The 26,954-nt window shown below is 38.1% G+C and carries 19 protein-coding genes and 2 pseudogenes; 17 read left to right on the forward strand and 4 right to left on the reverse strand.

The window, feature by feature from the left end; translation table 11 throughout:
- Positions 1-65 precede the first annotated feature (65 nt).
- Positions 66-479, forward strand: coding sequence for an antitoxin Xre/MbcA/ParS toxin-binding domain-containing protein (locus KWJ01_RS08155; protein WP_224995936.1), 414 nt, complete (start codon positions 66-68; stop codon positions 477-479).
- A 2-nt stretch (positions 480-481) separates the two neighbouring features.
- Entirely contained in the window at positions 482-1,009 is a 528-nt protein-coding gene (locus tag KWJ01_RS08160; RefSeq protein ID WP_224995937.1) for an RES family NAD+ phosphorylase, read from the forward strand.
- 171 nt (positions 1,010-1,180) lie between these two features.
- Here the strand turns inward: KWJ01_RS08160 and KWJ01_RS08165 are convergent, their stop codons facing one another.
- The 3 genes from KWJ01_RS08165 to KWJ01_RS08175 all read right to left on the reverse strand — a co-directional run bounded on the left by KWJ01_RS08165 (position 1,181) and on the right by KWJ01_RS08175 (position 3,172).
- A complete protein-coding gene (locus KWJ01_RS08165) occupies positions 1,181-1,843 on the reverse strand; it encodes a hypothetical protein (RefSeq protein ID WP_224995938.1) in 663 nt (220 codons plus the stop codon).
- 261 nt (positions 1,844-2,104) lie between these two features.
- The gene (locus KWJ01_RS08170; RefSeq protein ID WP_224995939.1) at positions 2,105-2,725 is read right to left on the reverse strand and encodes a hypothetical protein; all 621 of its coding nucleotides are present in this window, start codon (positions 2,723-2,725) and stop codon (positions 2,105-2,107) included.
- Positions 2,726-2,872: 147 nt separating this feature from the next.
- The gene (locus KWJ01_RS08175) at positions 2,873-3,172 is read right to left on the reverse strand and encodes a helix-turn-helix domain-containing protein (protein WP_224995940.1); all 300 of its coding nucleotides are present in this window, start codon (positions 3,170-3,172) and stop codon (positions 2,873-2,875) included.
- A 1,395-nt stretch (positions 3,173-4,567) separates the two neighbouring features.
- Here KWJ01_RS08175 and KWJ01_RS08180 point away from each other — a divergent pair.
- From KWJ01_RS08180 to KWJ01_RS08210, 7 genes and pseudogenes are all read left to right on the forward strand, one after another.
- Positions 4,568-5,290 (forward strand): hypothetical protein, encoded by a 723-nt coding sequence (locus KWJ01_RS08180; RefSeq protein WP_224995941.1) that lies wholly within the window; start codon positions 4,568-4,570, stop codon positions 5,288-5,290.
- A gap of 120 nt (positions 5,291-5,410) precedes the next feature.
- Positions 5,411-5,809 carry a hypothetical protein gene (locus KWJ01_RS08185; RefSeq protein ID WP_224995942.1) on the forward strand — a complete coding sequence of 133 codons (399 nt, stop codon included), beginning with the start codon at positions 5,411-5,413 and terminating at the stop codon, positions 5,807-5,809.
- An 11-nt stretch (positions 5,810-5,820) separates the two neighbouring features.
- Positions 5,821-8,364, forward strand: coding sequence for a DUF4132 domain-containing protein (locus tag KWJ01_RS08190; protein WP_224995943.1), 2,544 nt, complete (start codon positions 5,821-5,823; stop codon positions 8,362-8,364).
- A 242-nt stretch (positions 8,365-8,606) separates the two neighbouring features.
- Positions 8,607-9,723: pseudogene (locus KWJ01_RS08195) on the forward strand (IS3 family transposase).
- A 1,467-nt stretch (positions 9,724-11,190) separates the two neighbouring features.
- Complete coding sequence (locus KWJ01_RS08200) at positions 11,191-11,544, forward strand: hypothetical protein (protein ID WP_224995944.1); 354 nt, start codon at positions 11,191-11,193, stop codon at positions 11,542-11,544.
- An 11-nt stretch (positions 11,545-11,555) separates the two neighbouring features.
- Positions 11,556-12,518 (forward strand): hypothetical protein, encoded by a 963-nt coding sequence (locus KWJ01_RS08205; protein WP_224995945.1) that lies wholly within the window; start codon positions 11,556-11,558, stop codon positions 12,516-12,518.
- Positions 12,519-12,748: 230 nt separating this feature from the next.
- Positions 12,749-15,133 carry a hypothetical protein gene (locus KWJ01_RS08210; protein WP_224995946.1) on the forward strand — a complete coding sequence of 795 codons (2,385 nt, stop codon included), beginning with the start codon at positions 12,749-12,751 and terminating at the stop codon, positions 15,131-15,133.
- Positions 15,134-15,313: 180 nt separating this feature from the next.
- On the opposite strand, the pseudogene KWJ01_RS08215 reads toward KWJ01_RS08210, so the two are convergent.
- A pseudogene (locus KWJ01_RS08215) lies at positions 15,314-15,532 on the reverse strand (transposase); the annotation flags it as partial.
- A gap of 302 nt (positions 15,533-15,834) precedes the next feature.
- On the opposite strand from KWJ01_RS08215, the gene KWJ01_RS08220 reads away from it, so the two are divergent.
- The 8 genes from KWJ01_RS08220 (at position 15,835) to KWJ01_RS08255 (ending at position 26,601) form a co-directional block, all read left to right on the forward strand.
- Complete coding sequence (locus KWJ01_RS08220) at positions 15,835-16,569, forward strand: hypothetical protein (RefSeq protein WP_224995947.1); 735 nt, start codon at positions 15,835-15,837, stop codon at positions 16,567-16,569.
- A 25-nt stretch (positions 16,570-16,594) separates the two neighbouring features.
- Positions 16,595-17,233, forward strand: a complete 639-nt coding sequence (locus KWJ01_RS08225; RefSeq protein WP_224995948.1) for a hypothetical protein — start codon at positions 16,595-16,597, stop codon at positions 17,231-17,233.
- 451 nt (positions 17,234-17,684) lie between these two features.
- Complete coding sequence (locus KWJ01_RS08230) at positions 17,685-19,394, forward strand: hypothetical protein (RefSeq protein ID WP_224995949.1); 1,710 nt, start codon at positions 17,685-17,687, stop codon at positions 19,392-19,394.
- 396 nt (positions 19,395-19,790) lie between these two features.
- Positions 19,791-20,966 carry a DNA cytosine methyltransferase gene (locus KWJ01_RS08235; protein WP_224995950.1) on the forward strand — a complete coding sequence of 392 codons (1,176 nt, stop codon included), beginning with the start codon at positions 19,791-19,793 and terminating at the stop codon, positions 20,964-20,966.
- A 7-nt stretch (positions 20,967-20,973) separates the two neighbouring features.
- On the forward strand, positions 20,974-21,981 hold the full coding sequence (locus KWJ01_RS08240; RefSeq protein WP_224995951.1) for a hypothetical protein: 1,008 nt from the start codon (positions 20,974-20,976) through the stop codon (positions 21,979-21,981).
- A gap of 1 nt (position 21,982) precedes the next feature.
- On the forward strand, positions 21,983-24,028 hold the full coding sequence (locus tag KWJ01_RS08245) for a hypothetical protein (protein ID WP_224995952.1): 2,046 nt from the start codon (positions 21,983-21,985) through the stop codon (positions 24,026-24,028).
- A 25-nt stretch (positions 24,029-24,053) separates the two neighbouring features.
- Complete coding sequence (locus KWJ01_RS08250; protein WP_224995953.1) at positions 24,054-25,022, forward strand: hypothetical protein; 969 nt, start codon at positions 24,054-24,056, stop codon at positions 25,020-25,022.
- A 331-nt stretch (positions 25,023-25,353) separates the two neighbouring features.
- The gene (locus KWJ01_RS08255) at positions 25,354-26,601 is read left to right on the forward strand and encodes a caspase family protein (protein WP_224995954.1); all 1,248 of its coding nucleotides are present in this window, start codon (positions 25,354-25,356) and stop codon (positions 26,599-26,601) included.
- The last annotated feature ends 353 nt before the right edge of the window (positions 26,602-26,954 follow it).

Genomic DNA, 26,954 nt, shown 5'->3' on the forward strand with positions numbered 1-26,954 from the left:
TTATTAGAAATTTCCGTTTTATATAATGAAATTTCCGTAAACTTGAATAAGCAACTAATTAACCCATGGCAGCACAAGCACAAAATACGGATCTTGTAGTGGTGAAAGACAACCTGCAGTTGATTCATTTGCGGGATGAAGGGATTGATGTACAGTATTTCCGCAACCTGCAGGACTATACCAGCATGCCTAAAGCCGATCTGGCGCATTTTGTAGGTGTAGATCCCACAACTGTGGATAATTACCGGAAGCAAAACAAGAAGTTTACGGGCGACTCCGCCGAAAAGCTACTGAAGCTTCACCGGTTGTTTGCGTTGGGCGAAGAGTTGTTTGGCTCTACCGATGAGTTTACCGACTGGCTGCACATGCCCTCTCCGGGACTAGAAGGCCAAAAACCCGTAGAGCTGCTGCACTCTATTACCGGCATTGGCGAAATTGAAAAGCAGCTCAATCGCATCATTCACGGCTACGTGGCCTAAGCATGCTGCTCTACCGCATTATCTTTTCTAAATACGCTGAAGCGAAATTTGCGCCTGGAGAATCGGGACGCTGGAATCTAGATGGTGAGCGTGTACTCTACACCAGCACCTCTCCCGCCCTGGCCATGTCGGAAACCATGGCTCACCGGCTGGGCCAGGGCTTTCTTTCTGCTGGCTACAGCCTCATCACCTTTGAAGTTTCCGATAAAATTCCTTTCGAAGAAATAAGTCGCAGCCAGTTGCCCGAAGACTGGCGCCTGTATTCCAGCTATTCCATCAGCCAGCCGCTGGGCTCAGACTGGTTTAGTAAAAAGAGAACACTCCTACTGCGTGTGCCCTCTGCCGTGGTGCCAGGAGACCATAATGTCGTTGTCAATGCCACACATCCCGAGTATGACCAGCTCCGGGAAATCAGCAGGGAAGCTTTTCCGTTTGATCAGCGTTTTATTCAGGCTGATGAGGAGCTGAAAGAGAGCCGTTCCAAAAAGGCGAAAGAAGTGAAATGGGGCAGCAGAAAGAAGAAGAATTAAATCATTAGGGTAGCTTCTAAGCTTATGTTCCTGTAGGTTTTTCTACCACCAGCAGAGTATCTGCAGCTGGTTAGTAATTTTATAAAACCGGCAGAATAATGCTTTTCTCACTACTAGCTGAAAAAGCATCTTTATTACCTGAAGATAGGTAAAGTTTGAGCATAGGCATCGTCAGTCTTCCAGGCAGCTAAGACTATCCTGCTGATGCCTGTGTTGAACCAGCAAACGAAAATTTTCACGAACAAGCTCCAGCGAAGTACAGCCTACTTCTTTGTTAGCAACCAATGCTGATCGAGGGTTGTTAGCCGCTGCCGATCTGGTAGTAAATTTCTTTTCAAGGCACCGTACTGGCTGGTTATCGACTATGTAAAACCTATTTTCTGTTATCTCTTCTTTGACAGCCTCCGGTTCCTTAGCCTGAGAATCAAAGCTCCACGACATACGGTCAAAAAATACAAAATACAGGCTACTGTCTTTTACAAAGTAATGATCCGTTGCATCATGATGGCTATATTCGTTGTAGGTATGCCTGATCAGGCGCAGCTGTCCATTTTCTGAAAAGTATTGAACGTTCCCCTGCTTTTCGCCGTGACAATTATAACCAAAGGAAGTAGAATCCATGGAATGGTGCTCTATTTTGGAAAGCACGTAAGCATAGGCTTCTTCGATGTCTTCAATCGTATTGATAGCTGAAAGTGTTGCAGCAGTATCAGCAGGGGATTCCTCTGCACCTGCAACCGCTTCTAGGGTAGAATCTTCAGCAACTGTAGTATCTGATTTTTCCCGGCAAGACAGCAGGCTAAAGAAAACCATAAAATATAATAATAATCTCATACTGAACTGATGTTGGCCTTATGTTAACTTTAAGCTATTGCGATGGTTCAGAAGGAGACGCTGCTTATTAACTTCAGATACCATACTTTTTTAATACACAGCTCTATGTCTACGTAACCATGACAACTCCTCAAGCACCAAACCCAGCAACAAGTATAGTGTTTTAACACTCACAACCACAAAGGTATCAAGTTAAATACTGTAGGCTTGGCACTGGCGATCAGCTTTTGGTTTTCTTCCGAAAGAAGTTAGGGCATTCCATCACTTCCCATACTTGTTTGGATCGAGCCCCAACCTTTGGATCGTTAACTGATGAGGCGTAAGAGGAGGTTCTTTCTGTGGCTTAATGCCTTGGGTAGGTGGATTACCTCCTTTTATTATGGGAGGCTGCTGGTCGATCGGTTGAATTCCAGAAAAGCTCATTAATGGATTTGTTTGACGGTCCTGCTGTATTGCGTTCAGCTTAAGCCCCATTGCGTTTAGCATTTGTCGCATCTCCTTCATCTGCACCAGCATGGGCTGATAAAAGGCAAAGTATTCACCAAGAGCTACTGCACCAGCACCCACCATTGATTCCATGATGCCGGAACCAGTCATTCCATTGGTTTGAGGAGGTGCTGTTTCCTGTAACACATTTTGAGCGGGCACCTGAGAAGGCATAGAGGGTGCAGGCATGGGTGTAGGATATAAGGATTCTGCTCCTATTGCATTTATGACTGGATGGATAGCCTTTTGGTAATGGCCACTTACATAAGTATAGCCTTTGCGCTTGTAACACGCCATTACCCGGCATGAAGCCGAGCAATAGCGATGATTTTTTCTTTTAGCTTCAAAGCTCTCAAAGCAGTGAATGCAGTTTTTGATTTTAATTTTCTGACACATGCCATTTTGCTTTTAGAAGTCGGATTCGACTCGGTTAGAAATTAATTGTGTAGGTCCAGCCAAGGCTGGTTGATTTGAAGTCAGCAGGAATTGCTGACTTGCGAGGGTTAATGCTTGCCTTTAATATTTATTAAACTGAAGGTTGATTCATGCAGCAAACCGTTTGTTTCTTGCTATCAATTCTTCAATATCAGCCATTTCATAAAAAACAGTTCCTCCCATTTTTGAGAAGGCTAACTGATTAGAGTTTCGCATTTTCCAAAACCATGTTTCTTTTTTACCAAGAAGTAACATGGCCTGTTTTTCAGTGATCCAGTTCTTTAGTTTTGGGAGGGAATCATTCTCATCAGCTTTACTTTTAAGAAACTTTAAAACCTCTTTCACTTCTTCAAAATCAGCAAGGGACATTAGTACCACTGTTTCGTTCTTGTCATTTAAATTTTTCATTTTTGTAATTGAATAAAATTTTCATATATATTTTAAATGTGATTTTTATACCTGCAGATGTGTTGACGCCCGGGAAATTGGGCGCAGGTAGTTTGTAGAGAAAGCGGACTGTCTCTCTTCTTCCAGATGTGAAAGCTAGGATACTACTTTGGGGGTAGAATAATCCATCTTGCCGTTTTGTTCTAAGCCCAGATGCTTGGTACATGCATGACTACCAGCTCTGATTGCTATCCTGAACAAATACTAATCGGGAATTTTGGATCAACCTTATGAGAAGGATCTCTGAATAGGTTATTTGTTGATCCAGGTACGCTGATGTAGAACCACCAAGCGCAAGCCATCAGCAAGCCTTGCTTGTGAGTGACTGATGCAAATATACGGATAATCTTAAATCGCAAAACCAAAAAAGGTCAACAGGTAAGTTAAAAGCAGTTTTTAATCATTAAGAGTACAATTTTACCATACTAGCATAACCTTGCTCTGTAGCTAGCTTTTTTTATTTTTATCCGCTCGCAATGCTGACTCAGTATACGTAAAACATTAACCTGAATAAAATTTAACAGATGCAGCGTCGGATAGAATCCTATTTATCAGCTACATGACTTTCAAATTTGCTAGTATGCTATGGCAAAAGAATTTTTATAATTAAGTAAGATAATAAGCAGATTTTTGAAATTTTCCTCTTTCGGCGATACAGAACGGCACACCGGCAGTATGATGCCGGTTTCTGGCTTCACAAGAAGAATACCTATCTATTTTAAACTTGACCGGCAACATACTTCCGGAATCCAATAAAATGTCACCGCTTGAAAATGCAGATAAGGAAAGTTGTTATTTATGAATAGAAAAGCAGAAGTTTACTATACCAGTGTGCTAGCAGGTCTCCTGGAAAAAGCACCTAGCGGAATCTTTAATTTCCGATACGCTGAAAGGCATCTAGCAGATCCAAGCCTGCCTGCCATCAGCCTCTCCCTCCAAAAAGTCAACCCGAGTACCAGGCGCAGAACCTCCCCCCCTTCTTTGGCCTGTTGTCCAAGGGAGAAAATAAGCAAACGGAATGCAGACTATTATAGATTGATGAAAACGACCATCTCAGCCTACTTATCAAAACTGCAGGGACAGAGACTATTGGTGCAATAACTGTAAGATCTTTAGAAGAATGGATTGAGTAGCTTGCCTGAAGAAAAGGACTGATTACTGATAGATCTGGAAATAAAGAGCAGGTAAATTTCTTTCAATAGATCAGTCTTTTCTAAAAAGCCAAGTCAAGGCAGCGCCAGTTTTTGCGAAGACTGAGATAGAAAACAGCAGTTATTCCTATTATCCTACACCTCTTTAACAAAAGCTTGTTATCAAACAGCGCAAGTGCTATTTTGGGTTGTTGTCGCTTGCCACATGAAACAGTATACATTAAAGCCAGATGCCTTTAGGGAGATCAAAAAGAAAATTCTTTTCAGATCAGTTCCTCTCATGCTCATCGCCCTAACCGTAGGCGTTGGCATAAGCTACTTTAATTCTTCCAATCCTGAAAGCAGCCTCAAGAACTTATACTTTATCATTCCTGCAGGAATCGCCCTTGTCATCATTGGCATTAAGAGAGGAACCAATCAGCAAAAGCAGCTACTGGAAAGCTATACCCTCACCTTCGCGGAAGATGCCGTTATCCGGGAGCAAAAGAACACGCCTACCATTCGTCTTGCTTATAGTGAAATCAGGGAAATCATCAAAGATCATAGTGGTAGCTACCTTATCAGGGGACAGCACCTTCACTCGGCCATTGTAGTGCCGATCCACATCCAGGATCCTGACCAGTTGGAGGAAGCCCTTCAGCAAATTCGTCCGCTGAGCCTTGCAAGCAGTAGCACAAGTCTGAAAAATCGCCTACTCTCCTTTCTTCCTTTTGCTGTTTTGGGATTGATGGCCGTGATATACATAAGTAGCAATAAGCTGCTGGTGGGTATTTGCGGCACTTTGCTTACAGGAAGCATGCTATGGTCGTTTGTGCAGATTCAGCGCAGCAAGAACTACGATCGGAAAACAAAAAGAAACAGCTATTGGATTGCGCTGGTGCTACTGTCTGTGATTGCCATTATGATCGCAAAATTATCAGCCCCTTAGCACACCTCTCCTTTACAGCCCTAAGAGGAGCAGCCTTACAAGAGGCCAATCTGCTTAAGCATGAGAAGAAGTTCGTTCTCTTAACTTTTCCCATAACAAAATAATCAACCTGCTAAAAATATGGCCGCTATATCCATCAGCATAAAAGACAAAACGTTCGGAGGCAACATCATCAATGAAATCACTGTCTCCCTGGAGCGGGAATTGACCACTGTAAAAGACATCATTGAAGCCAGGGTGTACGCCGAAGTGGAAATGCACAACAGCAAACTTCCTGAATATTTTAAGGGACTTGTGCAGCCAACAGACGCTGAGCGTACCTTAAATGGTTACAAACTGAAGGGTATCAGAAAAGTGGATCCGGAGCAGCAGGTTTTTATCGCATTGAATGCTTTCCAGCGCAATGGGTTCTTTGTGCTCATTGACAACCAACAAGCTACCACTCTGGAGCAGGAAGTGCTTGTGAATCCACAAACCAGCATTAGTTTCATAAAAATAACCCAGCTTGTAGGCGGCTGATCCACATCCCCATGTCCATACTAGATTTCTTTAAGAAGGGCCCGAAAGGCGATGCTGAGCATAGCCCTGTGCTCAACCCAGAAGCCTCACAGCTGGTAGACCAGCTTGTGCAGGAGGCTTTAACAATAAAAGACACCTATTCCCTTCCCCCTCTCAGCAAGCTGGAAGCGTACCAGCACATAAAGAATAAGTCGGATAGCTTTAAAAAAGATGCTATCAAAGCCATTCCCGAAAAGATTGCCTATTTCAGAAAAAAGATGGGGAATGGAGCCTTCGCCGGCAATAACTATTATTCCAGGGAAATCCTGCAGCAGCTTTTCAGTCAACTGGTACGGGGCAAGCTTCCTTATGAGGATGAGGAACTGCTCACGCTGGTCCGCACAACCGTAAGCCTGCTCGATGTGAACGACTATTATTCGGGGATTCCCTTCAAACCCCTGCTTTCTAAAATTGAGGAGAACTTTACCCGCACAGGCAAGAGCACTAGCCTGGAATCCGCACTGGAACTGCTCTTGGTGAAAGAAAGCGAATATATGTACTCAGATGCTCGTAGCCTCAACAATCGTATACGCTACCTGCTCAAGGGCTCATCGGAGTTGAAGGTCGATCAGAACGACCAGCTAGGCAAATCCATTGCGCAGTACCTGAACGAACTGCCAGAAGAGCCCCTAAAAGAAAAATGGCTAAAGTTGATTGACCACCTGGCATCTGTTGGGGATAAAGCAGCCCCTACTAAAAAGTGGATGCAGGACACCCATGTAATACTAGAGGAATTAGAGCACAGCCACTTTACCAGGCAAGCCATTGCATGGCTTGAGCTTTGTAAGGCAAGTATTCAGGCCTATCATAAAAACCCAAGGCAAGTTTGGGACGAGGGATTGGGGTATCCCTCCCAGGCATCCAGCATGTTTCTGACGGATGTGAATCACAACCTGCTAAAAGCAATGATCTGGGCAGCCGGGGTAGTCAATGATCCGGACCTCAACAGTGCCCTGGACGACTACGGACAGTGGGCGCTGAAAAAGATGCCTGGTGTAGGGGTTCTTTCCCTGAAGACCGGCAATGCCTGCCTGTATAGCTTTTCAATCCTGCCTTTCAGGGATGGCATCAGCAGGCTTACAAAGTTCAGGAAAAAGATTAAGCATGGCAGCGTGCTGAAGCAGATCGACAAGTGCATCAGACAGATCTCTGAAAGAGAAGGATATAGTGAGGCTGAGCTCGAAGAAATGGGCGTGCCCGATTATGGCCTGAACACCAATGGCTTTTTGCTAACCAGCATGGGTGATTATACAGCCCATTTTCAAATCACAGGCATGTCTACTTATACTCTCAGCTGGGAAAAGGAAGAGAAGAAACAGGCTTCTGTACCCGCCGCCGTTAAAACAGGTGAAAAAGAAGCCCTGGGCAGACTTAAGAAACAAATTAAAGAAATAGAGGCGCAGCTCCCGGCTCAAAGAGACCGAATTGAACAGCTGTATCTGAAGCCCCGCAGCATCCGCTTTACGAATTGGGAGACTTATTACTTAAATCAACCCCTGGTATCTATCCTGGCCAGAAAGCTGATCTGGCATTTCTCCGATGGAAAGCAGAAAGCTGAAGGCCTTTACCTGGACGGCCGCATGCGGGATGTGACCGGCGCGCCCCTGGATTGGATCGGCCCCGAAACCGAGGTACAGCTCTGGCATCCCATTGGCTTTGAAGCATCCTATGTGCTGGAATGGAGAAACGTACTCCTGCAGCGGCAAATTGTGCAGCCTTTCAAGCAGGCTTTCCGGGAAGTATACCTGCAGACAGATGCTGAACTCAATACTGGGAGCTATTCCAACCGATTTGCCGCCCATGTACTGCGCCAGCATCAGTTCACCGCCCTTTGCAAGCAAAGAGGCTGGCACTATAGGCTGCAAGGAAACTGGGACTCTCATAACACCCCCTTTGTACTGGTGCCGCATTGGAACATCAGGGCTGAGTATTTTGTAGATGCCGATGGTAATGGTACTACTACTGAATCAGGCATTTTCAACCATGTATTTACCGATCAGGTACGCTTCTACGACAACAGGCGCCAGCTGAACATGGACGAGGTCCCTGCCATAGTCTTCAGCGAAATTATGCGCGACGTAGACCTGTTTGTTGGCGTTACCAGCATTGGCAATGATCCTACCTGGCAGGATGGTGGCAACGACCAACACAATACCTACTGGCGCGAGTATTCTTTCGGCGATCTTTCAGAATCAGCCAAAATCCGGGAAGGGGTGCTGAAGAACCTGATTCCCTGCCTTAAGATTGCCCCTCAGTGCTCCTTTGATGGTAAGTTCTTGAAGGTTCGGGGCCAGCTGCGCGATTACAAAATTCACATGGGCAGTGGCAACATCCTGATGTCGCCCAATGACCAATACCTTTGTATTGTACCTGACCGAAAAGCCACTAAGGGGGATCACCTGTTCCTTCCTTTCGAAGGAGACAGCATGCTTTCCATCATCATCAGCAAAGCATTCCTGCTGGCTGAAGACAATAAGATCACAGATCCTACGATCGTCAGACAGTTGAAATTTTAAATAGGATAGAAAATCATGATTAGGTTATGGGTACCTACAATCCTAATCTTTCATTTATATCATTCTAACGGAGAGATAGAACAACTTCAGGCGCAGGAGCAAAATATACCACAAGCATTCACTTTAATTAAATTTAACAGATAAGCGAACCGCCTGGAGATCATGACCTCCCCCCAATAAATCGGACCGTTGTAAAGTAGAGGAATCGGGCAATTTCTTAACTTATAAAAAAGGAGATTGCCATGAAAAAATCTAAGTTCACAGAAGCGCAAATTCTCTTTGCCCTGAAGCAATCCGAGACGGGTGTGAAGGTTGAAGAAGTATGCCGCAAGATGGGCATTAGCGAAGCTACCTTCTACAACTGGAACCGGGTCGCCGGGCGAAAGAAATATGGAGGGCTAGGAGTATCAGAACTGCGCAAGCTACGCCAGCTGGAGGAGGAAAATCAGCAGCTCAAAAAGTTGGTAGCAGATCTAAGCTTGGACAAACAAATGCTGCAGGATGTGCTGAAAAAAAAGCTTTAGGGCCAGGCCTATTGAGGGGCCTGGCCCAGAGCTTAATGACAAACTACCGAGTTCCAATCCGGCGGGCCTGTAAGGTGGTGATGTTACACCGCTCCATGTGGTACTATGCATCCAAAGCAAGAGATTCTTCGCTGATTAGAAAGCGGATGCACGAAATAGCCCAGGTGAGAATTAGATATGGTTACTGGCGCATCTTTACCTTACTCAGACGAGAGGGCTGGCCGGATAATCATAAACGTGTTTATCGGCTTTACAAGGAAGAGGGCCTGAATCTAAGGTCAAAGCGGCCAAGGAGAAATAAGGCTGCTGCTCACCGCCTGGAGCGACTGCCGCTCTCTAATATGAACCAGTGCTGGAGTATAAATTTTGTAGCAGATCAGCTCTTTGACGGCCGAAAATTCAGGGCCTTAACTGTAGTTGATAATTATAGCAGAAAATGCCTGACGATTCAGGTAGGGCAGTCCATCAAAGGTATGGATGTGGTAGAAGTAATGGAAAGGGTAAAGCAGGAGATTGGTACTGTTCCGGAGCGTATCCAGGTAGATAATGGCAGCGAGTTTATCTCTAAGGCTTTGGATAGGTGGGCCTATGATAACAAAGTAACCTTAGACTTCTCCAGACCGGGAAAACCTACCGATAATGCCTATATTAATCGTTCAATGGCAGCTTTCGGGATGAATGCCTGAACGTAAACTGGTTCTTGTCTTTGGAAGATGCCCAGCAAAAAGTTGAGGCTTGGCGGCAGGAATATAACTGCTTCAGGCCCCATAGTTCTCTTGGAGATTTAACGCCGGAAGAGGCGATTGAGAAGCAACAACTAAGCCTGGTTTCTTGACTTTACAGCGGTCCTAAATCTGGGAGGACGTCAGAGGACGTCAAAATCTTCAGTGGAGCTCACACCTTCATTCAATTCCAATGAATTTTTATCGCATAACATCAACCAACGATAAACGAAATATCTTCGATTAAGCTTTGATAATTTCATTAGCATTAGGTTCATTACAGAGTAAAAGCACTATTGCACCCAATGATGTTTAAATTGCTCGACCGAAATACGTATCAGCCCAACCAAGTAAATTTTTACCGGCAGTTGACTGTGGCATAACTTTGCAAGAAATAAAGCTATGAGTATAGAGGAGAAGATTTTCCCCTTGATTGAGAGTTGCATGAGCATTTTGAAAAACTTAATTAAAACAGCCAGAAGGTATGCAGAGGCTAAACAAAAAATTCAACTAATGGCGTGCAAGCATAGAAATAAAGAGTAGCCTTTGGCTGCAGCAGAAATCATCAAAGTAGATACTGAATCCTTTAGCGAGCCACTGATTCTTGTGACTTTACGGGTAAACGAGTTTATAAATTATCTTTTTTTGATAAAAATTAAAATTTAAACTAAATAAGTATTGTATAACAAAAATAAACTCTCGATATTTCCCCTAGCTCCAGAAGTAACTCATGGTCAGCATTATGTTTTTTGTTTGCAATTATTTATTGCCAATATTCTGATGAACGTAGTATATCTGTTCTTGATAATACAATGATACATGGCTCTTTTTAACTAAGCTTTTTTACTGGATTGGGCTAGGAAGTCAATTTAGAAATCAAATCAACTATTGGCTTTAGCTATTTTGTAGAAGATAAAAAAGATATATCCTTTTTTAATGTTGGAATGATGCATATTGGGCTATTCAATAAGTAGATCAATACTTGACAAAAAATTATTCAAGATATATAGATTTATTGTAATTATAGGTTTTAACTGTTTTGTAATTTTCATTATTCTGATTGTTCTCTATGTATTAACATCTATTCATGCATTCAAAATTAGAGTAGCTTAAATGTTCCAGGACCTAGATTATTGTTATGAGTTTCAAAGCTGATGTTTTTTGGTTTGTTTATAACATTACATGAGTCTGTAAAATTATAATTAATTGTCGGCGATATTCCAATTTGATATGGAATATTCATATGTATTTGTTTAAATATGGTAACAATGGAGCATTTTAATCAAGTCATGAAAAAGTGTAATGGATTTTTATTGTTTAATGTTATAATTTATATATTGACAATGAATCAATATTATATTTTGATTTGAATCTTTGATAAGACATTTTTTTTCTTTGATTTGTTTATTTTTGATTGAGGCGAGATGAAGTGTGCTATTTTATTATCTAAAATCAATTTCAGGATGAAGAAAAATTTATCTCTATTTTGCACATTGCTAGTTTAATGAATCAAATGTTGCGTGTATATTCTGAATTTCATATTAATGTTCTAGAGTTTTTCATCTAATAAAATTTAAAAAATGCCAGTTCCAGTCAAACAAGTCAATCCTGTAACACACACACAGGCGATCAATACTAATTCAAACGTGAATTTAACAGTTACAATTGGAAATGCTCAAATTGGATCTTCACTAGTAGTAGATAATGCGAATAATGTGATTGCAAAAGGAGATAAAATAAATATAAATTTAGGACCAGGTGGAAATTTAAAAGGAAGGTCTATTATAATATATACAAATATTTTGGATGTTAATAGCATAGATAATGGGGTTATACTAGTAGACCACTTTGCAAATGTTAACAGCTTTATGTATGTGGACACTGCTCCCCAAGGCGGTATTGTAAGCTTTACTAGGCAGTATAATTTTCTCTAATAATTAGCCTTATGAAAAGAAAATATATTATATTTTTGGTTTTTGTAATGATTCAGGGGGGGGTATATGGTCAAACCAGTGAAATATCAATCAATGATTTACAAACTCCAACCAGCCCTGGATTTGTTTTATCAGATCAAACTCCTTCGAGTGTAAGTCGCCCGACTAATCCAAGAAGCTTAGTGGCAAGTTTATTAACGCTTCAACGAGGAGGAGCCTTAGAATTGTCACCATATTGGTTGTTACCAATTCAGAAGCGGTCTGATTTAACTTTCAGTAAATATATAAATAACAAACTTCCTATTATTCAAACTCTAAGCATATCTACTACTTCATTTAGATCAGATACAACCTCTTATTTATCAGTTGGCGCTCGTCTACATTTATTCAGAATTTATAATAAAGAGGCAGAAATTTTAAATGATAGAATAGTTTCCCTGCTAACTCCTAAACTAGATCAAAACAATCAGCCACTTCCTTTGGATTTGAACGCTATTGAAATGGCGCGTGATTCACTGAATGAACTCAAGCCGGTATTTCTAGTAGAAATTGCAGGTGCTATGTTAGGTTATTCACCTACCAACAACTTAGATCAATTAAGTAATGCACGAAATGGTGTTTGGGCAAATTTTTTATGGAGGCCTTTTCAATCTTTGAACGTTATAGGATTAACAAGATATATAAATAATAATAATCAAAAAGAATTTTCTCAATCGGCAGAATATTTTGATGTTGGAGGAAGTTTAGGATTTGAAAGTAATAAGAACTTTACAATAAATGGGGAATTTATCTTCAGGAATGATTTGATGACCAATATAAACACTCATCGTTTAGCTATCATTGCTAATTATAAAATCTTTGATCAATTATATATTACTGGAAGTTATGGAAAGAATTTTGGAAAAGTTGATAATATCATAGCTGTGTTAGGGGTTAGTTTTGCTTTTGCCAATGAACCGTTGAAAATTGAATAAATACTATGGTAGTGTATCAGATGTAAGGCTAAGACTTCACTAGATTTATTGCCATCCATGGTAAAACTGCTTTAATCAGTTGTGAATAAAACATTTTCTGACCCGTCTAATAAACTGTCAGCCTTAGATCTAATACATTACCTTTTCTTTTGTTGTGTTTCTTGAAGATGTTCTTATTTAAACTTGGGTGAAATAACAAGAACTGTAATCCGGTAATACAATAGAAGATTATGTATAAAAAATATCTCCTATCATTTGTTAACCTTCGATTTTTAAAGGTAGAGTGTTTAATTCTAAAGCAGTCAATACTTTTTTTCATAATTTTTCATGGATTGTCTTTTTTTTCTCAAGCCCATGAAATTGGTTTAAACCAAGCGCATCTTTTACAACAGTTTTCATCTCAACAACTTCAAATACCACCACAGAGCCAGTCTGCTCTATTGCTTGTTGATGGTAGGCATACAGGTGAATTTGTGTCAGATGGTATAAAATTGGTGTCATACCTTAAAAAGTTTAATTATGAATTTGATATAAGTTCGATCAAAGAAAATGTGGATAGTATCAATATTCAAGTTTTAGCTTTAAAAGCGCCGGACGGATCAATTGTTAATTCTGATTGGAAAATTGACGGACAACTATTCAAGAATCCCTTTAAACTAGCTGCGCTTAGTTCTCTTAAATTAACCATCTCAGCCACTTTACCAAATACTGGCACCTATACAAGTAGCATAATATTGATTTATGGCGGAAGAGCCTGGCCAATTCCTCTAACAATTGAACGTTTGAGCCCTGAGCCTAGCATTGTTGTTTCAGATATAGAATCAGTAAAGAGTATATCTGTAGGCAGTGAAGATGTGATGGTACGAGTAAGACTCACAGAAAATGCTGGTAAAGTTGTTAAGCTCTCTAAGCCAAGTCTTTCTTCTCTTTCTTTAGTTCAATCGGATAAAAACAGAGTTCAAGCTAATTACAGCAGCTTAGTTACACTAAATGAAAAAGGAGATGTCTTAACAAATGTTAATATAAATCCAAGAGAAACAATAAACCTTATATTAGCCATCAAAGAACTACATCAGTCAGGTGAGTTTAATGGTATATTAACATTTTCGGGTCCAGATGTTAATTCACTTAATAAGGCTTTTACTATATATAAGAAAGAAAGCTGGTGGCTAGCTAGTTTTTTTATCTCTTTGGGTGTGTTGATTTCTTACCTGCTCAGGTTATATATTAGAACAATACGGCCTGTTTTGATACGTCGACACCAAGTAGAAATCGTTATGGCTGAACTAGAAGATGTTGCTCGTATTATAAAAAATTATGAGCTTAAAGAACAGGAAGTTCTTCAATTACTTCGCCAAAGGTTAAATGAAGTTGATGAAAACATAAAGAAATTTTCAGATACAGATGCAGCAGCAATAATCAAGGAAATACACATAAAGTTAGATATTTTCCATAACTGGGTAAAGGGAAGGCGAACTATAGCTAGTTTACAACCTGCTTTGCAAAAGCAGTTCAGTGGTAAACTTGATGCCATTGAAAACTTGCTAAGGAAATCGAATCCCTCCGAGAACGAGATAAGAGAACAGGAAGATATTATCAATAAATTGCCAATAGACATTCTCACAGCTAAAAAAAGCGAATTAAGTTTAACCTTAACAGAATTTCTTAATGAATTAGAAAGTAAAATAGATAAAACTAATTCTGTAGCACTGCAAGAAGGCTTAAAAACTCTCGTAATACCAAAAATTAAATATGCTCAAGACTTATTAGATGCAATAAGTAATGATTCAAATTTTGAAAATATTAGAATAAGTTACAATGAAGCCCGACTACAGTATACCCTGCTCTTGACAGATGATATAATTAACAGCCTTGGATCTAATCCTCCCTTAGGCATTCAAAATACTAGTTGGAATTATATAAAGAAAAAAATTACTGATGCTGCTGAAAAGATTAAGCACTTGGATAACGCTGACCAGGCAAAAGTAGCATATGAAAATGTGTATGCTTTATACTTACAAAGTTTGGTATATGAATTGCAGGAATTTGGAAAATCGAAAATACACATAATTTCGAAAGACCCTACGTTTTCAGAAAACGAAAAAGCTGACCTAACGAGTCAGCTCAAGTCTTCTCTTGTTAAATTAGATGCTATCCTCTCTGAAATTGACACTTTACATCTGCAAGAGGCGCGTAAGCATTATGAGCAGGTTACTAAAGATATTGAAAAGGTTATAGCAATTACTCAGGATAAAGGGGGGGTTATGCGTATTCATACTGATATAGGGCTAATTGCTACAAATAGTTCTTTTGTAAGTTCAATTCCCGAGTCAGTTGATTTTCCATTTTTGGATTATTTCATTAGGCGTAAACAGTTGCGTAACCCAGATCCAATAGCCTCTGGTTGGCGGATATTACTTAAGGATATTGTTTTTACTTTGGTTATAATGGCTGCTAGTGTGGCCTTGGGCATCAAAATCTTGTGGGTAGATAATGCAACTTGGGGAGGTTATAATGAATATATCACAGCAATCATATGGGGCTTAGGAGTTAGTGCGGGGTCTGAAGGTATAGCTGCCTTATCCTCAAAAATTGACCAAATGAAAATCAAATAATGTCGAGTGTAAATTATCATAGGGTTGATCTATAATTTTCAGTAAACGTTGTAGATGGTGGCAGTGCTGATCTTATTTATGGCTTTATTGATCGGTTGAATAGAAAAAAGATCAGCAAGAGAATGCTAAAAAAATGGTTATCGATTTTGACGTTCTCCCAGAATTAGGGCCGCTGTAAAGTCAAGAAACCAGGCTTAATTGTCGTCTTTCAATCGCCTCTTCTGGGGTTAAATTTCCCAAGGAACTGTGGGATCTGAAGCAGTTGTATTCATGCCTCCAGGCCTTAGCTTTAAGCTGGGCATCTTCCAAAGACAAGAACTAATCTACATTCAGGCATTCATCTTGGAAGCTCCCATTAAAAAATTCAATCTAAGCACTATCTGTGGGTTCTGCCTGCCTAAAGAACCCCTTTGAGATTTTGTATAAAAAATTCCAGTGCTAGCAGCACTACAAATCTAAAGCCCGACTTTTAATAAAAAATTAAATTCACCTCTTCCTAGGCATTCTCTTTCCAAGATTTCAGTTTGAACCTGGTGGATATAGGGAGAATTTCGTAACATTAAGCAGCAAACGGCATCAACATCTGCTTACTTCATTGCACTAACTATATTCCAAAAGCTGGGCTCTCCTTCAAAGCCTGATACTGGTAAAATTTGCAGTGAAAGATCAGATAACATAAGCCCTTCTTCTACTACATAACTATGATACACGCCATCGCCAGTAATAAAGCAGGCCATAGCTTTAAAGTAAGTGAGATAAACTGGCGTAGCCTTTTTGCTGCCTCAGAAGATTCTCTGACTTCTTCTGTTTTTGGAAAACTATTTTACCTGCCCTCTGATTTGCTACTGCGTATCCTAAATGAAGCCTGCTACTCAAATGGACTACCTGCTGCAACATCCAGGCTTGAAGGATATGAGTTTTGGCCTAAATGGAATGCAGGTGGTACTAAAAACTCCCGTCATGTAGAACCGGATGTATTCATACGCTTTGCAGAGTTTGACATCATCGTAGAAGCAAAGCGGTTTGATAATAATCAACAAAGTAATGCTCAGTGGGAAGGAGAAGTCAGAGCCTATCTGAATGAGTTTTATACAGCTGATAAACCTGTGTACTTATTGGCTGTAGGCGGAATAACCACTGAGACAGAGGAGATTATTAAGGTCAAAGGCAGAGTTATAAAGGTAATAAAATGCCGCTGGAGCAGACTGCTGCGACAGGTACAGCACATTCAATCACAATTAGAGTATAGTAAAGGCATCTTGTCTGCCAATGATGCCATGATAAACATTCTGGCCGATCTTGTGACTGTATTCAGGCTACATGGATATGCAACTGGTAAATGGTTAGAGGATCTTACATATTATAAAATAAATCACCCAGTGACGAACTATAATAACATTTTAAAGACCTTCAATCCAAGGGAATGGAAACTTTAAGTAGCCACCTTGTAGGGAGCAACATATGGAAAAATTAACCCCCAATCAGGTAACTGATTTTCTACAGGACGTAAGAGCATCCTACCGTCTACTCTATCAGTATCAGCGGAGAGTGCTGGACCTAGCCAGGTTTATAGGAGACTATTATGGTTGTAAATACAATGGTGGCTATCCAAAATTCAGTCAAAATACTCCCAGGAGGGGTAAAGGAAATCTTGAGAATTGGGCTTGGGACTGGCTCAATCTTTATTTCTACGAATTTAACTTTGAAAAACCCCAAGTTGGAGTAGACGCCATATCCTTTGCTGTATATATTCAATCAGATACTGGCTATTACGACGCAAAAAATATCGGTGACCACTCTTTTAAATTGTCTGAAGATGCATTTGCACCTGTGAATATTTCTGCCACTAGGCTTCTCCTGGTTGTTGGCAAAAACATATGGAAAAACAATGATCTACTACATGAAGCTAATTTGAAAAGCACCCAAAAAGAGGGCATAATCGAAGTTGATGGAAAGCAGGCTTCAACATATTTCAAAGCATATGACCTTCAACAGTTCTTCAATGAAGAAAGTAGCCGGAAGGCATTGGCTGACTTCTCCAAGTCCTGTTCAACACATGGTATACCCTTCGAGCCTGCTGTTCAGATGACTGAAGAATAGCTGCTATTTAAATTTAAAGCTATCAGAAGAAGACTTCCCCTCATCAACAACATCATCCAGCACCTCACCAAAAACGGCACCATCGATAAGAGCCTTCTCTTCGAACCACCGTTTACTGATATCAATGATCAGGGCCTGCTGTGTGTATTTGATGATGATATGGCAGTAAAGGTGATCAGCATTATCAATGGGGTAAATGAGAATGCGGAGGTGGGGTGATAATAGTCGCTGTAATTAGCGATCAAACACTATGCTCCCTTATTTTATTAGAGGGTAAGCAGTTTTTTGAATCAACATCCTGATGCTGTGCATCAGTAGCTAACATCAACGTAAGCTCCTACTCAAATTAGCCCTGAAGTTACATAAGCTAACAGCTAATTTGCGACTGGGAAAACAACGACAGTAATAAATTTGATAGATAGATCTAAATACTATATTTATATTCAAAGAGATGAATCTTAACCTAATTGATATTGAGAAAGAATTAGATGAAAAATTTTATAGTTTAAGTATATGGAAACTTCCATTCCAAACGATTATAAGTTATCTTCTGCTAATAGCAGATAGATTAGACCAAACTGGTAGACCCGGCATAGCCTTAGATTTATTAAGCAGGATTTCCCTCATTTATCCAACAATAAAGCAGCATGCTAATAAAAAACACATTCAACGGACTTCAACCTCACTAGCAGAAGTGAAAAACAAGCAACATGTAGAAGAACTTAGCTTTTTAGTTGCTTATGCCCATTTTTCAATGCTCATGCCTCAAGTACATCGAGGCACCCTTGTAGTTACTAAAACAGAAGGAAATAAAATATATTTGAATTATTCAAACGAAGAGATAATTCATTCTGAATTGATAGATAAGCTTTATAGCTATATTTCATTATTAATGGTATTATCATATAAAGATGAAGATGCATTTAAAAAATATTTAGGTACAAGAAAATCAACTGACAATCCCTTTTCTAATGGCCTAGACTTTGTTTGGATTAAAAGCATTTATGAGCATTATAAAAAATTTACTTTTGATGTAAGAGTTTTGCCTTCTAATGCTTTTGCAGATGCTGTAGGTGTAAAATTTGAAGATGTATATTCATTTATGGCAGCCTTAAGAGCTTTTGCCGACTTTTACACTCTCCAAGCCCGTAGCATTAAAATTAATGAGGATAATTCTGAGACCATAAATCAACGCCTGCTGGCAACATATCAGGATCTGGCTGTATGCGTCTTAGACTATAAGACTCTAGGCCTTTTTATGGGGATTAGTGGATTGAAGCGAGAAGTTTTTGATAAAATCTTATCATTTTTTCTAGAAATATATACTAACAAAACGAAAGAACAATTTCAATCAAACTCCTACTGTGGTGATGGCTATTTACCTCCGATCATATTGATCGATAAGTTTATTGTATTTAGCCCACTTGCAATTAAGTCGTTTCTAAATATTAACAACATCCTATATTCCATAAACAAGACAAATAAAAAACTATTTGATCAGAAAGTCTCTCCTCATCTTGAACCAGCATTGATCAACCAACTCAACTACATTTTTTCACATATCAATGGTGTGCGTATTAAAAATAACATTCTATATAATAAAAGTGAAGTTGATATGATGGTTTTGTCTGAATCAGAGAAAACCTGCATTGTAATACAAGTGAAAACGACTATTGCACCTGATAGCGCAAGAACAGTAGAAAGAGTACAAAGCCGAACAATGGAAGCAAAAAAACAAATAGAAACATTTGATTCCCTCGAAAATGTTGAAAAATTAGACATTGTCAATAACAGTTTCAAAGTCTCTATGGATGCCTTAAAATTTATAAATCTTATTGTAGTAAGGTCTAGCGCAGGTTCACATAAAGCTTGGGAAATAAACAAGCAATACAGAATAGTCAACTATGCCTTAATTTCGAAGGTTCTATGCAAGAAAATACAAAAGAAAGATCATACTATAGCGAATATTGATAAAGAAATTTTGGCTGAACAATCCTATATTCTGGCGAAATCAGATTGGTCTGTGAAATTTGGGACTATAAAACTTGATAAATTAGAAATTGAGTGTCCAGATATTGATTATATAGACGAAAATTTGATCTCATATAACCTAGATTCATTGAAATGCTTTAAATATTATGAGAAGACGGATTTCGACTAGAGTATGCCATATATATATGGAAATGGATCTTTTTCGTTGACAGGTGATTCTCCCCAGAATTTAGTTGCTAGACAGGGAATTTCTCTCCATAGCCTTGCTTAACTGAACAGATGAATACCATGGCTACGCTGAGATTCTAAGGCCGGAACAATCCATGGATAATGCCTCTTTTCTCATAATAAATTTAGGCGAGTGCAGAAGTACTAATTACATGCTAGGGTATTCAAAAACAAAAAAAGTGTTTCTGCTTCCAGACTCTAGAGTGTAATTGAATAAAATATTTACTTTGCGTAATTAATTGAATTCTTCTTAGAACAATCAGAATAAGAAGCTATATCCTAAATACTAGATATACTTTCAAGACACATAGTAAAATAATTACAAGTAGTTTAAAATTTGAAAACTTTTATTAGCCTTTTTTGCGGATGCGGAGGCATGGATGCCGGGTTTGAAGAGGTAGGTTTTCAGGGAATTGGATCCTATGACTTTGACCCTATAGCACTTGAAACATATAGGTCTAACTTATCTAGTCCAGCATATAATATCGACTTAAGTAAGGAAATATATGATACTCTGAAATCAAAAAAAGGGGTTGACATTGTTCTTTCTGGCTCTCCCTGTCAAGGCTTTTCCACCATTGGCAAAAGAAAGCTTGATGACAAAAGAAATTCTCTACTTATAAGAGGTGCTGAGATTGCAGTAGAACTTGATGCTAAAGTTTTTATTTCAGAGAATGTAATGGGGTCAATTGCTGGCGCTCATAAACAATACTGGAATCAAGTAGAGAGCATTCTGAATTCTAATGGTTACAAAGTTGAAACGCTGATTTTAGATGCTTTGAAACTTGGAATGGGTCAACGAAGAAAAAGAGTCATCTTGATTGCAACCAAAAACTTTTTTGATTTAAAAATCACTAACAAGAATATTAAGGCGAAGAGTTTAAAAACCATTCTTCACAATTTACCTGCGACATCCAAAGATGATTTCATCCCTTTTGATAAAAAAGATGACAGAGCAATTGCTGAAGTGATGAAACCAGGACAAAAATTGTGTGATGTAAGAGGCGGTTTGAGAGCGGTAAAATCCTGGCAAATTCCAGAAGTGTTTGGTCAGACAAGTGAATCAGAAAAAAGGCTATTAGAGGAAATAAGTAAAATTAGGAGAAAGGTAAGGATAAGAGATCATGGAGATGCCGACCCAGTACCAATCGCACTTCTTAAGGAATGTTATGGAGATGCTATAACAGAGAATATTGATGAGTTAGTTGCGAAAGGATATTTGAAATACAAAAATGAATGTGTCGACTTGAGTAGAACCTTCAATGGAAAGTATCGAAGGTTGAGTTGGGATGAACCTAGTTATACAGTAGATACAAATTTCGGAAATCCAAAATATTTCATTCATCCAGAAGAAGATAGAGGTATGAGTGTTAGAGAAGCTGCAAGAATACAGGGCTTTAGTGATAATTTTGAATTTTCAGGATCAATCCATCAAAAATTTAAGATGATTGGTAATGCTGTACCCCCACCTATGTCAAAATGGATTGCTACAGTAATTAAAAATTCGATTTAGGTTTACTATGACAAATTTACAGGTAGCAGTAATAGAATGGTCAGCAGATGAAAATGGTAATGATCTTATTCGCCAGTACCGGCAATTAAACTACTTAGCAGATAATCTATACAATGACTATGAACCCACAAAATACGATTATCCTGAGTACAAGTTTAGACTGACTAATTGGCTTGATAATATCAATGATGATGAGTTAAAAAAAAAGCTATTTAAGTTAGCAGCTAAAGTTTTCTATATTAATCAAGAGGGCATCAGTTCTTTAAATAGAACAGCCTATCTTTCTATTATAAAGCGCTGGATATTTGAAGAGAGTAATCTAAAATGTGATGACCCAAATTTACAGATAAAACTAGAGGAACATCTAAAAGCTGTATGGTACACTAGCCTAAGCGACAGTATGCGTATTAACAGTTTTTATAAAGTTAATAGCTTGAGTTCATCTCATGAAATCAAAGCAGACTGGCGCTCTACGAAAGCAATGTCTAATAGCAATACTGGCCAAACACACCGTGGAGACATTGAAAACTGGAGAAATTATGTACAGCAGAGAAAAGTTAAATATATAGTAGTTCTTGAGGATTTTGTTGGCACTGGAAAGCAAAGCAAACCAATTATAAAATCTATAACTGAAACATTCCCCGAAAATAGGATACTATTTGTGCCTCTTCTAATTTGTCAAAAGGGGCTAAGTGAATTGAAATCTCTTGAGGAAACTTCTTTAAATTTAAAAATTAAACCAGTGATTGTTTTACCTAGTGCAGCGTTTATTAGTTGGCATGAAAAAAATGAGGATATAAATCAGCCATCTGAAATTGAAAAATTGCAAACAGAATTAATAGATAAAGTCACAGAAGGGTTAAGTGAAAAGAAAAGGAACAAACTTAAGAAATTCAATTTAGGTTCCTTGGTAGTAATGTATACCAATACACCAAATAACACATCTCCTCTAATCCATGTAAATACGGACAAATGGAAGGGACTATTTCCTAGAAAAAACCGGTCTGACATATAATATGAATTTCCACAACCCATTTCATGAATTATACTTAGGGGAATCTATTGGAGCCAATGAATTCGTTCAACTCTTTAGCGATGTCATGGTAGGCCCTTCTTTAGCCCTGTTTCAGCCGGGTAATGTGGTTCTAAGTGGATTACCTGGTTCAGGCAAGAGTATGATGCTAAACCTACTTAAGCCAAGTATAAGAAGAGCTTATAAAGAATCAGGTATCAACTTTCCAGTGCCTAAAGAATATTCAAAGTTCATAGGAGCAGGTATCAACCTACAACGATCAAGTATAGCAGATTTAGGCCAACGACCAATTAGAAGTGAAAATGTACAAGATGAATTATCAGAATTGGCAGTATTCTTTGGCGATTTCATAAATTATTCAATCACTAGAGATATAATTAATTCTATTGAAGAACTTCATGAAGGATTTGACAAAGAAATTGGGATTAATCTATCTAAAGAAAATAAAGATGCCTTTACTAAAGTTCTGATCAAAGATGAGTGCTGGTTTGGTTATCTAAATGATGTAAAAGATTGGGATAATTTAAAGCACAAATTAAAAAGTAGGCTTCAAGAGTATAGATCATATCTTAATTACAATAAAGACTTCCTTGACTCTTCTATCATTAATTCCAAAACATCAATAGGAATTCCCATAATAGTCTTGGCTAAACACCTCAGAGAATGTGGTATCTTAGCAAACGACGTTAAACTATATGTAAGACTTGATCAATATGAAGATTTAGTTTGGCTAAATGATAGAATACCTAATTTAGGAACAAACTTCCAATCCATAATTTATAAACTCCTCGCGATTAGAGATGTAACTGTGTCTTACAAAATTGGCACTCGCCCATTTGCCTGGAAGTATTCAAAACAAGAAGTTGCTGGCACTAGTGCAGTTTTGGAGCAGTATCGTAATTATACTGTTGTCTCATTGGAACATGTTCTAAAAAGAAAGGAAAATAGTAGATCTTATATATTTCCAAAGCTAGCTGAGGATATTTTCAAAAGGCGCCTTAAAAATAAAATGCCTGATTTTAAACTACCAAAAACAAACTGTTTAGAATACTTTTTTGGCAAAGGAATGGATGCAAGGGAAAGAGCACTTAAGTTAGTTAAAAAAGACAGGGACAAAGTTGTTAAGTTTGATTCATCCTGGCCAGCAAGTTGGAAAAAATTTTTACTTTCTCTGTCCAAAACGGATCCTTTTTCAGCCAAACTTGCTGAGGCTTGGGCTAAACAAAAAGGTAAAGAACAAATTGTTGATTCAACACCAACTGAAAGACCCTATCCTTGGGAAAGTAAAAAATATTGGGTTAAAGAAAGAACTGCACAAGCACTCATACAAATAGCATCACGTAATCGCCAGCAAATTATTTGGGAAGGAGTAGATGATATTCTAAACCTTAGTAGCGGTAGCCTTTTAGGATTTCTTAGTATATGTCAACAGGTCTGGGAAGCAGCTCAGCAGGATATACAATATAACAAATATCATGAAAAAGTTTTTTACCCTTTTCCTGCACCAATACAAACTATTGCTATTTTAGAAGCATCCTTAAGATGGGTTGAAGATATAATAAAGCAGCCGGGTGGTCATAAGAGAAAAAAATTTGTTATTTATCTTGGGACATATTTTTATAACCGCTTGACCTCTGATGATAAAATGTCTTATCCTGGCTCTAATGGATTTTCACTACCTATTTCAGTTATAACTGAAAATGCTGAAATAGAAGATTTTTTGCTAGACGCATGCGATTATGGTGATATTTTAACTTTTAGACATACACCAAAAAATAAGGGTGCTAAATCAAGGCAAAAGTTTTACTTAAATCCGATATTCTCTCCATATTTTAAGATACCTGCTATTCGTACTAAGGAGCCGATATATTTTAATAATATTGAAGATATTAAGAATATATTGTTCGACTCTGGGGCCTTTTCTGATTTTGCTCCTCCTAAATATGTAATAGGATCAAAGTTGAAGACAAATAAAATCGATACTAAAAATAATTTCAAGCAAGGTGGACAATATTCACTTTTTGAATAAGCGCTTTTGCTGATAACGATTAAGTATGAGCTTTAAGCCTTGGGGAGACCTAGAATCTATATTGCTTAAATTTGATATCCAAGAATGGAGATATTTAGGCTGCTTATCAACAGAACAAAGATGTACAGCCGGAATTGTGAAGCTTTGTGAATTGAGAAAAGTTACTCATGCGCTCTTTTTTAATATCACTGATCCCATAACTACCCCTACACATGAGAAATTTGTAAAAAGCAATTCTATAATAATAGAAAAACTTGATTGTGGAGTATTAATAGAAAATCATACTTTACTCGAACCATTGAATATTATTACTAATAGTTTAGAAAATTTTCTCCCAAGTAATGACTACAACTTAATTGTTGATATAAGCACCCTCCCAAAGAGATTTTTTTTTCCTATTATAAAGTTCTTAACTAAAAGATATCAAGCTAGAATCAAAAACCTTTTAGTTCTTCATACTTCACCTGAAGAATATGCTGAAAACGATCTTTCCACCGATCCTACACCATGGGCTCACATTCCTACATTTGACTATTCAGATACAGAATCTGAAGTTGAAGTTGCTATTATTGGCTTAGGTTTTATGCCATTCAATCTGCCTGATTTACTTAAAGATGAGTTTACATCTGCTGACAGACGGTTTCTATTTCCTTTTCCTCCTGGCCCACCATTTTACCAGCGTACTTGGTCATTCTTAGAAAGTATTAACCATGCAAGAGAGATTAGGTCTCAAGAAATCAAATATATTGATTCTGGAAATGTTGCTGATACTTTTGATCAAATATTCAACATATGCAATAAGGGAAGAAGAAATGCTTTACTTGCACCCTATGGCCCTAAAACCGTCTCATTAGCTATGTGTTTATATGCATGTTCATATCCAGCTGCTGTATATTATACACAACCCACTTCATATAATCCGGAGTACAGCAAAGGCATAAAGGATACAATGCTTTACTCAATAATTATCAATCATCAAAATTTATATACCTAGCGTATTAGTCAAAATAGAAAAAGGCATCACCATCTTAATGGTGTATGTTTAGAACTTTAACGGTATGGGTAAAATTGATTTGTACTTAAAACCAAATAATCTATTATTGTCCCCTGTATGTGACATACAGAACTGCTGAATCTAGAGGGTCTATGAGTCACATATACTGGAAACATAGACGACTTTTGTAGTAAATTCAGTATAAGATATTTTCTATATCAGTAAAGTTTAATCAAGGATAACTATTTAAATTACATAGTTTCATATCATTGATTTTTAACCACTTCTTAATATATTGAAATTATTGAGAAGTTAAACATATAAGCAGCAGATGAGGCAAGGAAATAAATATGGAATTTTAATAGGAATAGATGATCAAGACCCTGAAGGTTTACATTATTGTTCAAAAGATGTAGATGATCTTTACAAGGTCCTAATTTCACATTGCGGCTTTAGCCCTAAGAATATCATTAAAATACAATCTCCCTATAAAAATGAAGTTCCACTTTCTCACATTATTTTAGATAACACTATTGAACGCCTTCAAAAAGAATATCAAATCAACAGTAGTGATACACTCTTCTTTTATTTTTCAGGACATGGTGAGTTTGATGATTCTAAACAAGCATCATATTTAGTATTTCCTAAAGAGCGAGTTTCAACAAATAAAATAAAAGGATACATTGACAAGTTGCACGCAAAAAAAACTATCATTGTATTTGACGCCTGTTTTGTTGGTGCTAAGATTTTAAGCAAATCCTTCAGTATTAGTAAACTTAGAAGAAAGTTACATATTGACTCTGAGGGCACATTTGGCATATACGCATCACCCACTGAAAGAGTAGCTTATATGCCTGATGATCTAAGCAATAGTCTTTTTACTCGTTGTTTTATCGATGGTATTCTTGATGAAAAAAATTACGATCAAAACGGTTTATTATCAATTGATATGCTAGCCAGCGTTTGCTCCAGAGAAGTTTATGCACGTTCCATCAAATTGGTATCAGCAAAGAAAATAGATAAAGAACAAATAATCGTCAGAGAAGGCAGGATTGAGGGCTATTTCTCTTTTGCTGAACTCCCAATAATTAGTAATCAAGCTGCAAAATCAAATATTAACAATAAATTAGTCACAAATGGTATTAATACACCTTCTAAAGATAAACCCTTAGAACCTGAAGGAATAGATTCTAATAATTCACCAGAAATTAAAGCCTTCCAATCAAAATTGGCCAAGGTGAAGAATAATCTTAATAATTTTGAAGATGTAATATCTTCTTATATAATTTCTTATGAATATGGTAAGCCATATAGCCCAAACCGTGAGAATCATGGAGGTAAAATAGATAAAGCTTTAAGAAGTGGTTATATCGATGAAGATGGAGATCCCGTTCGTCGGCAACCAATGGTAAAAAGCTTAATTGAAGCATTAGAAGACTTCACCACGTACATAATAGATAACAATAGAAGTGAATACTTTTATAATTATTTCAATGATGAATTTGGTTATAGCCCAAAAGATTATGACACCCAACCTTTTTGGGAAAACGTCTATAAACTAAACGTGCCTGAATACTAACTTTTTCAAGCATTGTATATGAAACTGATCTGCGCCTGATCAGGTACTGGGATACCAATATGAATTAAGAGGTTTACCGACAATGATAAAATGGCAGCCGCGCGGTAGATAATGGCCTAGAATACTGGTGCTTCGATAAAAGGATTCACTTGGTGCTCATAGCTTAGTAATCCATGACAAAATGTTTATATAGAGCGATACAATAGAAGCATTAGAAGAGATTTGCTGGATATTCCGCTCCAAAGTGAACATAGTATTCCGGTGAAACTGGACATAGCGTTCCGTCGAAAGTGAACACCTTATTCCGGGCAAAGTGAACACCTGTGTTTTTTAAGCAGGTCAAAAAAGTGTCT

The sequence above is a fragment of the Cesiribacter sp. SM1 genome (assembly GCF_020178975.1).
Classification (GTDB): Bacteria; Bacteroidota; Bacteroidia; order Cytophagales; family Cyclobacteriaceae; genus Cesiribacter.

Excerpts from the sequence above, each read along its gene's own strand:
- KWJ01_RS08250 (WP_224995953.1), top strand. The coding sequence starts at position 24,054 with ATGAGCTTTAAGCCTTGGGGAGACCTAGAATCTATATTGCTTAAATTT.
- KWJ01_RS08185 (WP_224995942.1), top strand. The coding sequence starts at position 5,411 with ATGGCCGCTATATCCATCAGCATAAAAGACAAAACGTTCGGAGGCAAC.
- KWJ01_RS08205 (WP_224995945.1), top strand. The coding sequence starts at position 11,556 with ATGAAAAGAAAATATATTATATTTTTGGTTTTTGTAATGATTCAGGGG.
- KWJ01_RS08160 (WP_224995937.1), top strand. The coding sequence starts at position 482 with ATGCTGCTCTACCGCATTATCTTTTCTAAATACGCTGAAGCGAAATTT.
- KWJ01_RS08165 (WP_224995938.1), bottom strand. The coding sequence starts at position 1,843 with ATGAGATTATTATTATATTTTATGGTTTTCTTTAGCCTGCTGTCTTGC.
- KWJ01_RS08175 (WP_224995940.1), bottom strand. The coding sequence starts at position 3,172 with ATGAAAAATTTAAATGACAAGAACGAAACAGTGGTACTAATGTCCCTT.
- KWJ01_RS08245 (WP_224995952.1), top strand. The coding sequence starts at position 21,983 with ATGAATTTCCACAACCCATTTCATGAATTATACTTAGGGGAATCTATT.
- KWJ01_RS08255 (WP_224995954.1), top strand. The coding sequence starts at position 25,354 with ATGAGGCAAGGAAATAAATATGGAATTTTAATAGGAATAGATGATCAA.
- KWJ01_RS08170 (WP_224995939.1), bottom strand. The coding sequence starts at position 2,725 with ATGTGTCAGAAAATTAAAATCAAAAACTGCATTCACTGCTTTGAGAGC.
- KWJ01_RS08200 (WP_224995944.1), top strand. The coding sequence starts at position 11,191 with ATGCCAGTTCCAGTCAAACAAGTCAATCCTGTAACACACACACAGGCG.
- KWJ01_RS08155 (WP_224995936.1), top strand. The coding sequence starts at position 66 with ATGGCAGCACAAGCACAAAATACGGATCTTGTAGTGGTGAAAGACAAC.
- KWJ01_RS08220 (WP_224995947.1), top strand. The coding sequence starts at position 15,835 with ATGATACACGCCATCGCCAGTAATAAAGCAGGCCATAGCTTTAAAGTA.
- KWJ01_RS08190 (WP_224995943.1), top strand. The coding sequence starts at position 5,821 with ATGTCCATACTAGATTTCTTTAAGAAGGGCCCGAAAGGCGATGCTGAG.
- KWJ01_RS08225 (WP_224995948.1), top strand. The coding sequence starts at position 16,595 with ATGGAAAAATTAACCCCCAATCAGGTAACTGATTTTCTACAGGACGTA.
- KWJ01_RS08180 (WP_224995941.1), top strand. The coding sequence starts at position 4,568 with ATGAAACAGTATACATTAAAGCCAGATGCCTTTAGGGAGATCAAAAAG.
- KWJ01_RS08210 (WP_224995946.1), top strand. The coding sequence starts at position 12,749 with ATGTATAAAAAATATCTCCTATCATTTGTTAACCTTCGATTTTTAAAG.
- KWJ01_RS08240 (WP_224995951.1), top strand. The coding sequence starts at position 20,974 with ATGACAAATTTACAGGTAGCAGTAATAGAATGGTCAGCAGATGAAAAT.
- KWJ01_RS08230 (WP_224995949.1), top strand. The coding sequence starts at position 17,685 with ATGAATCTTAACCTAATTGATATTGAGAAAGAATTAGATGAAAAATTT.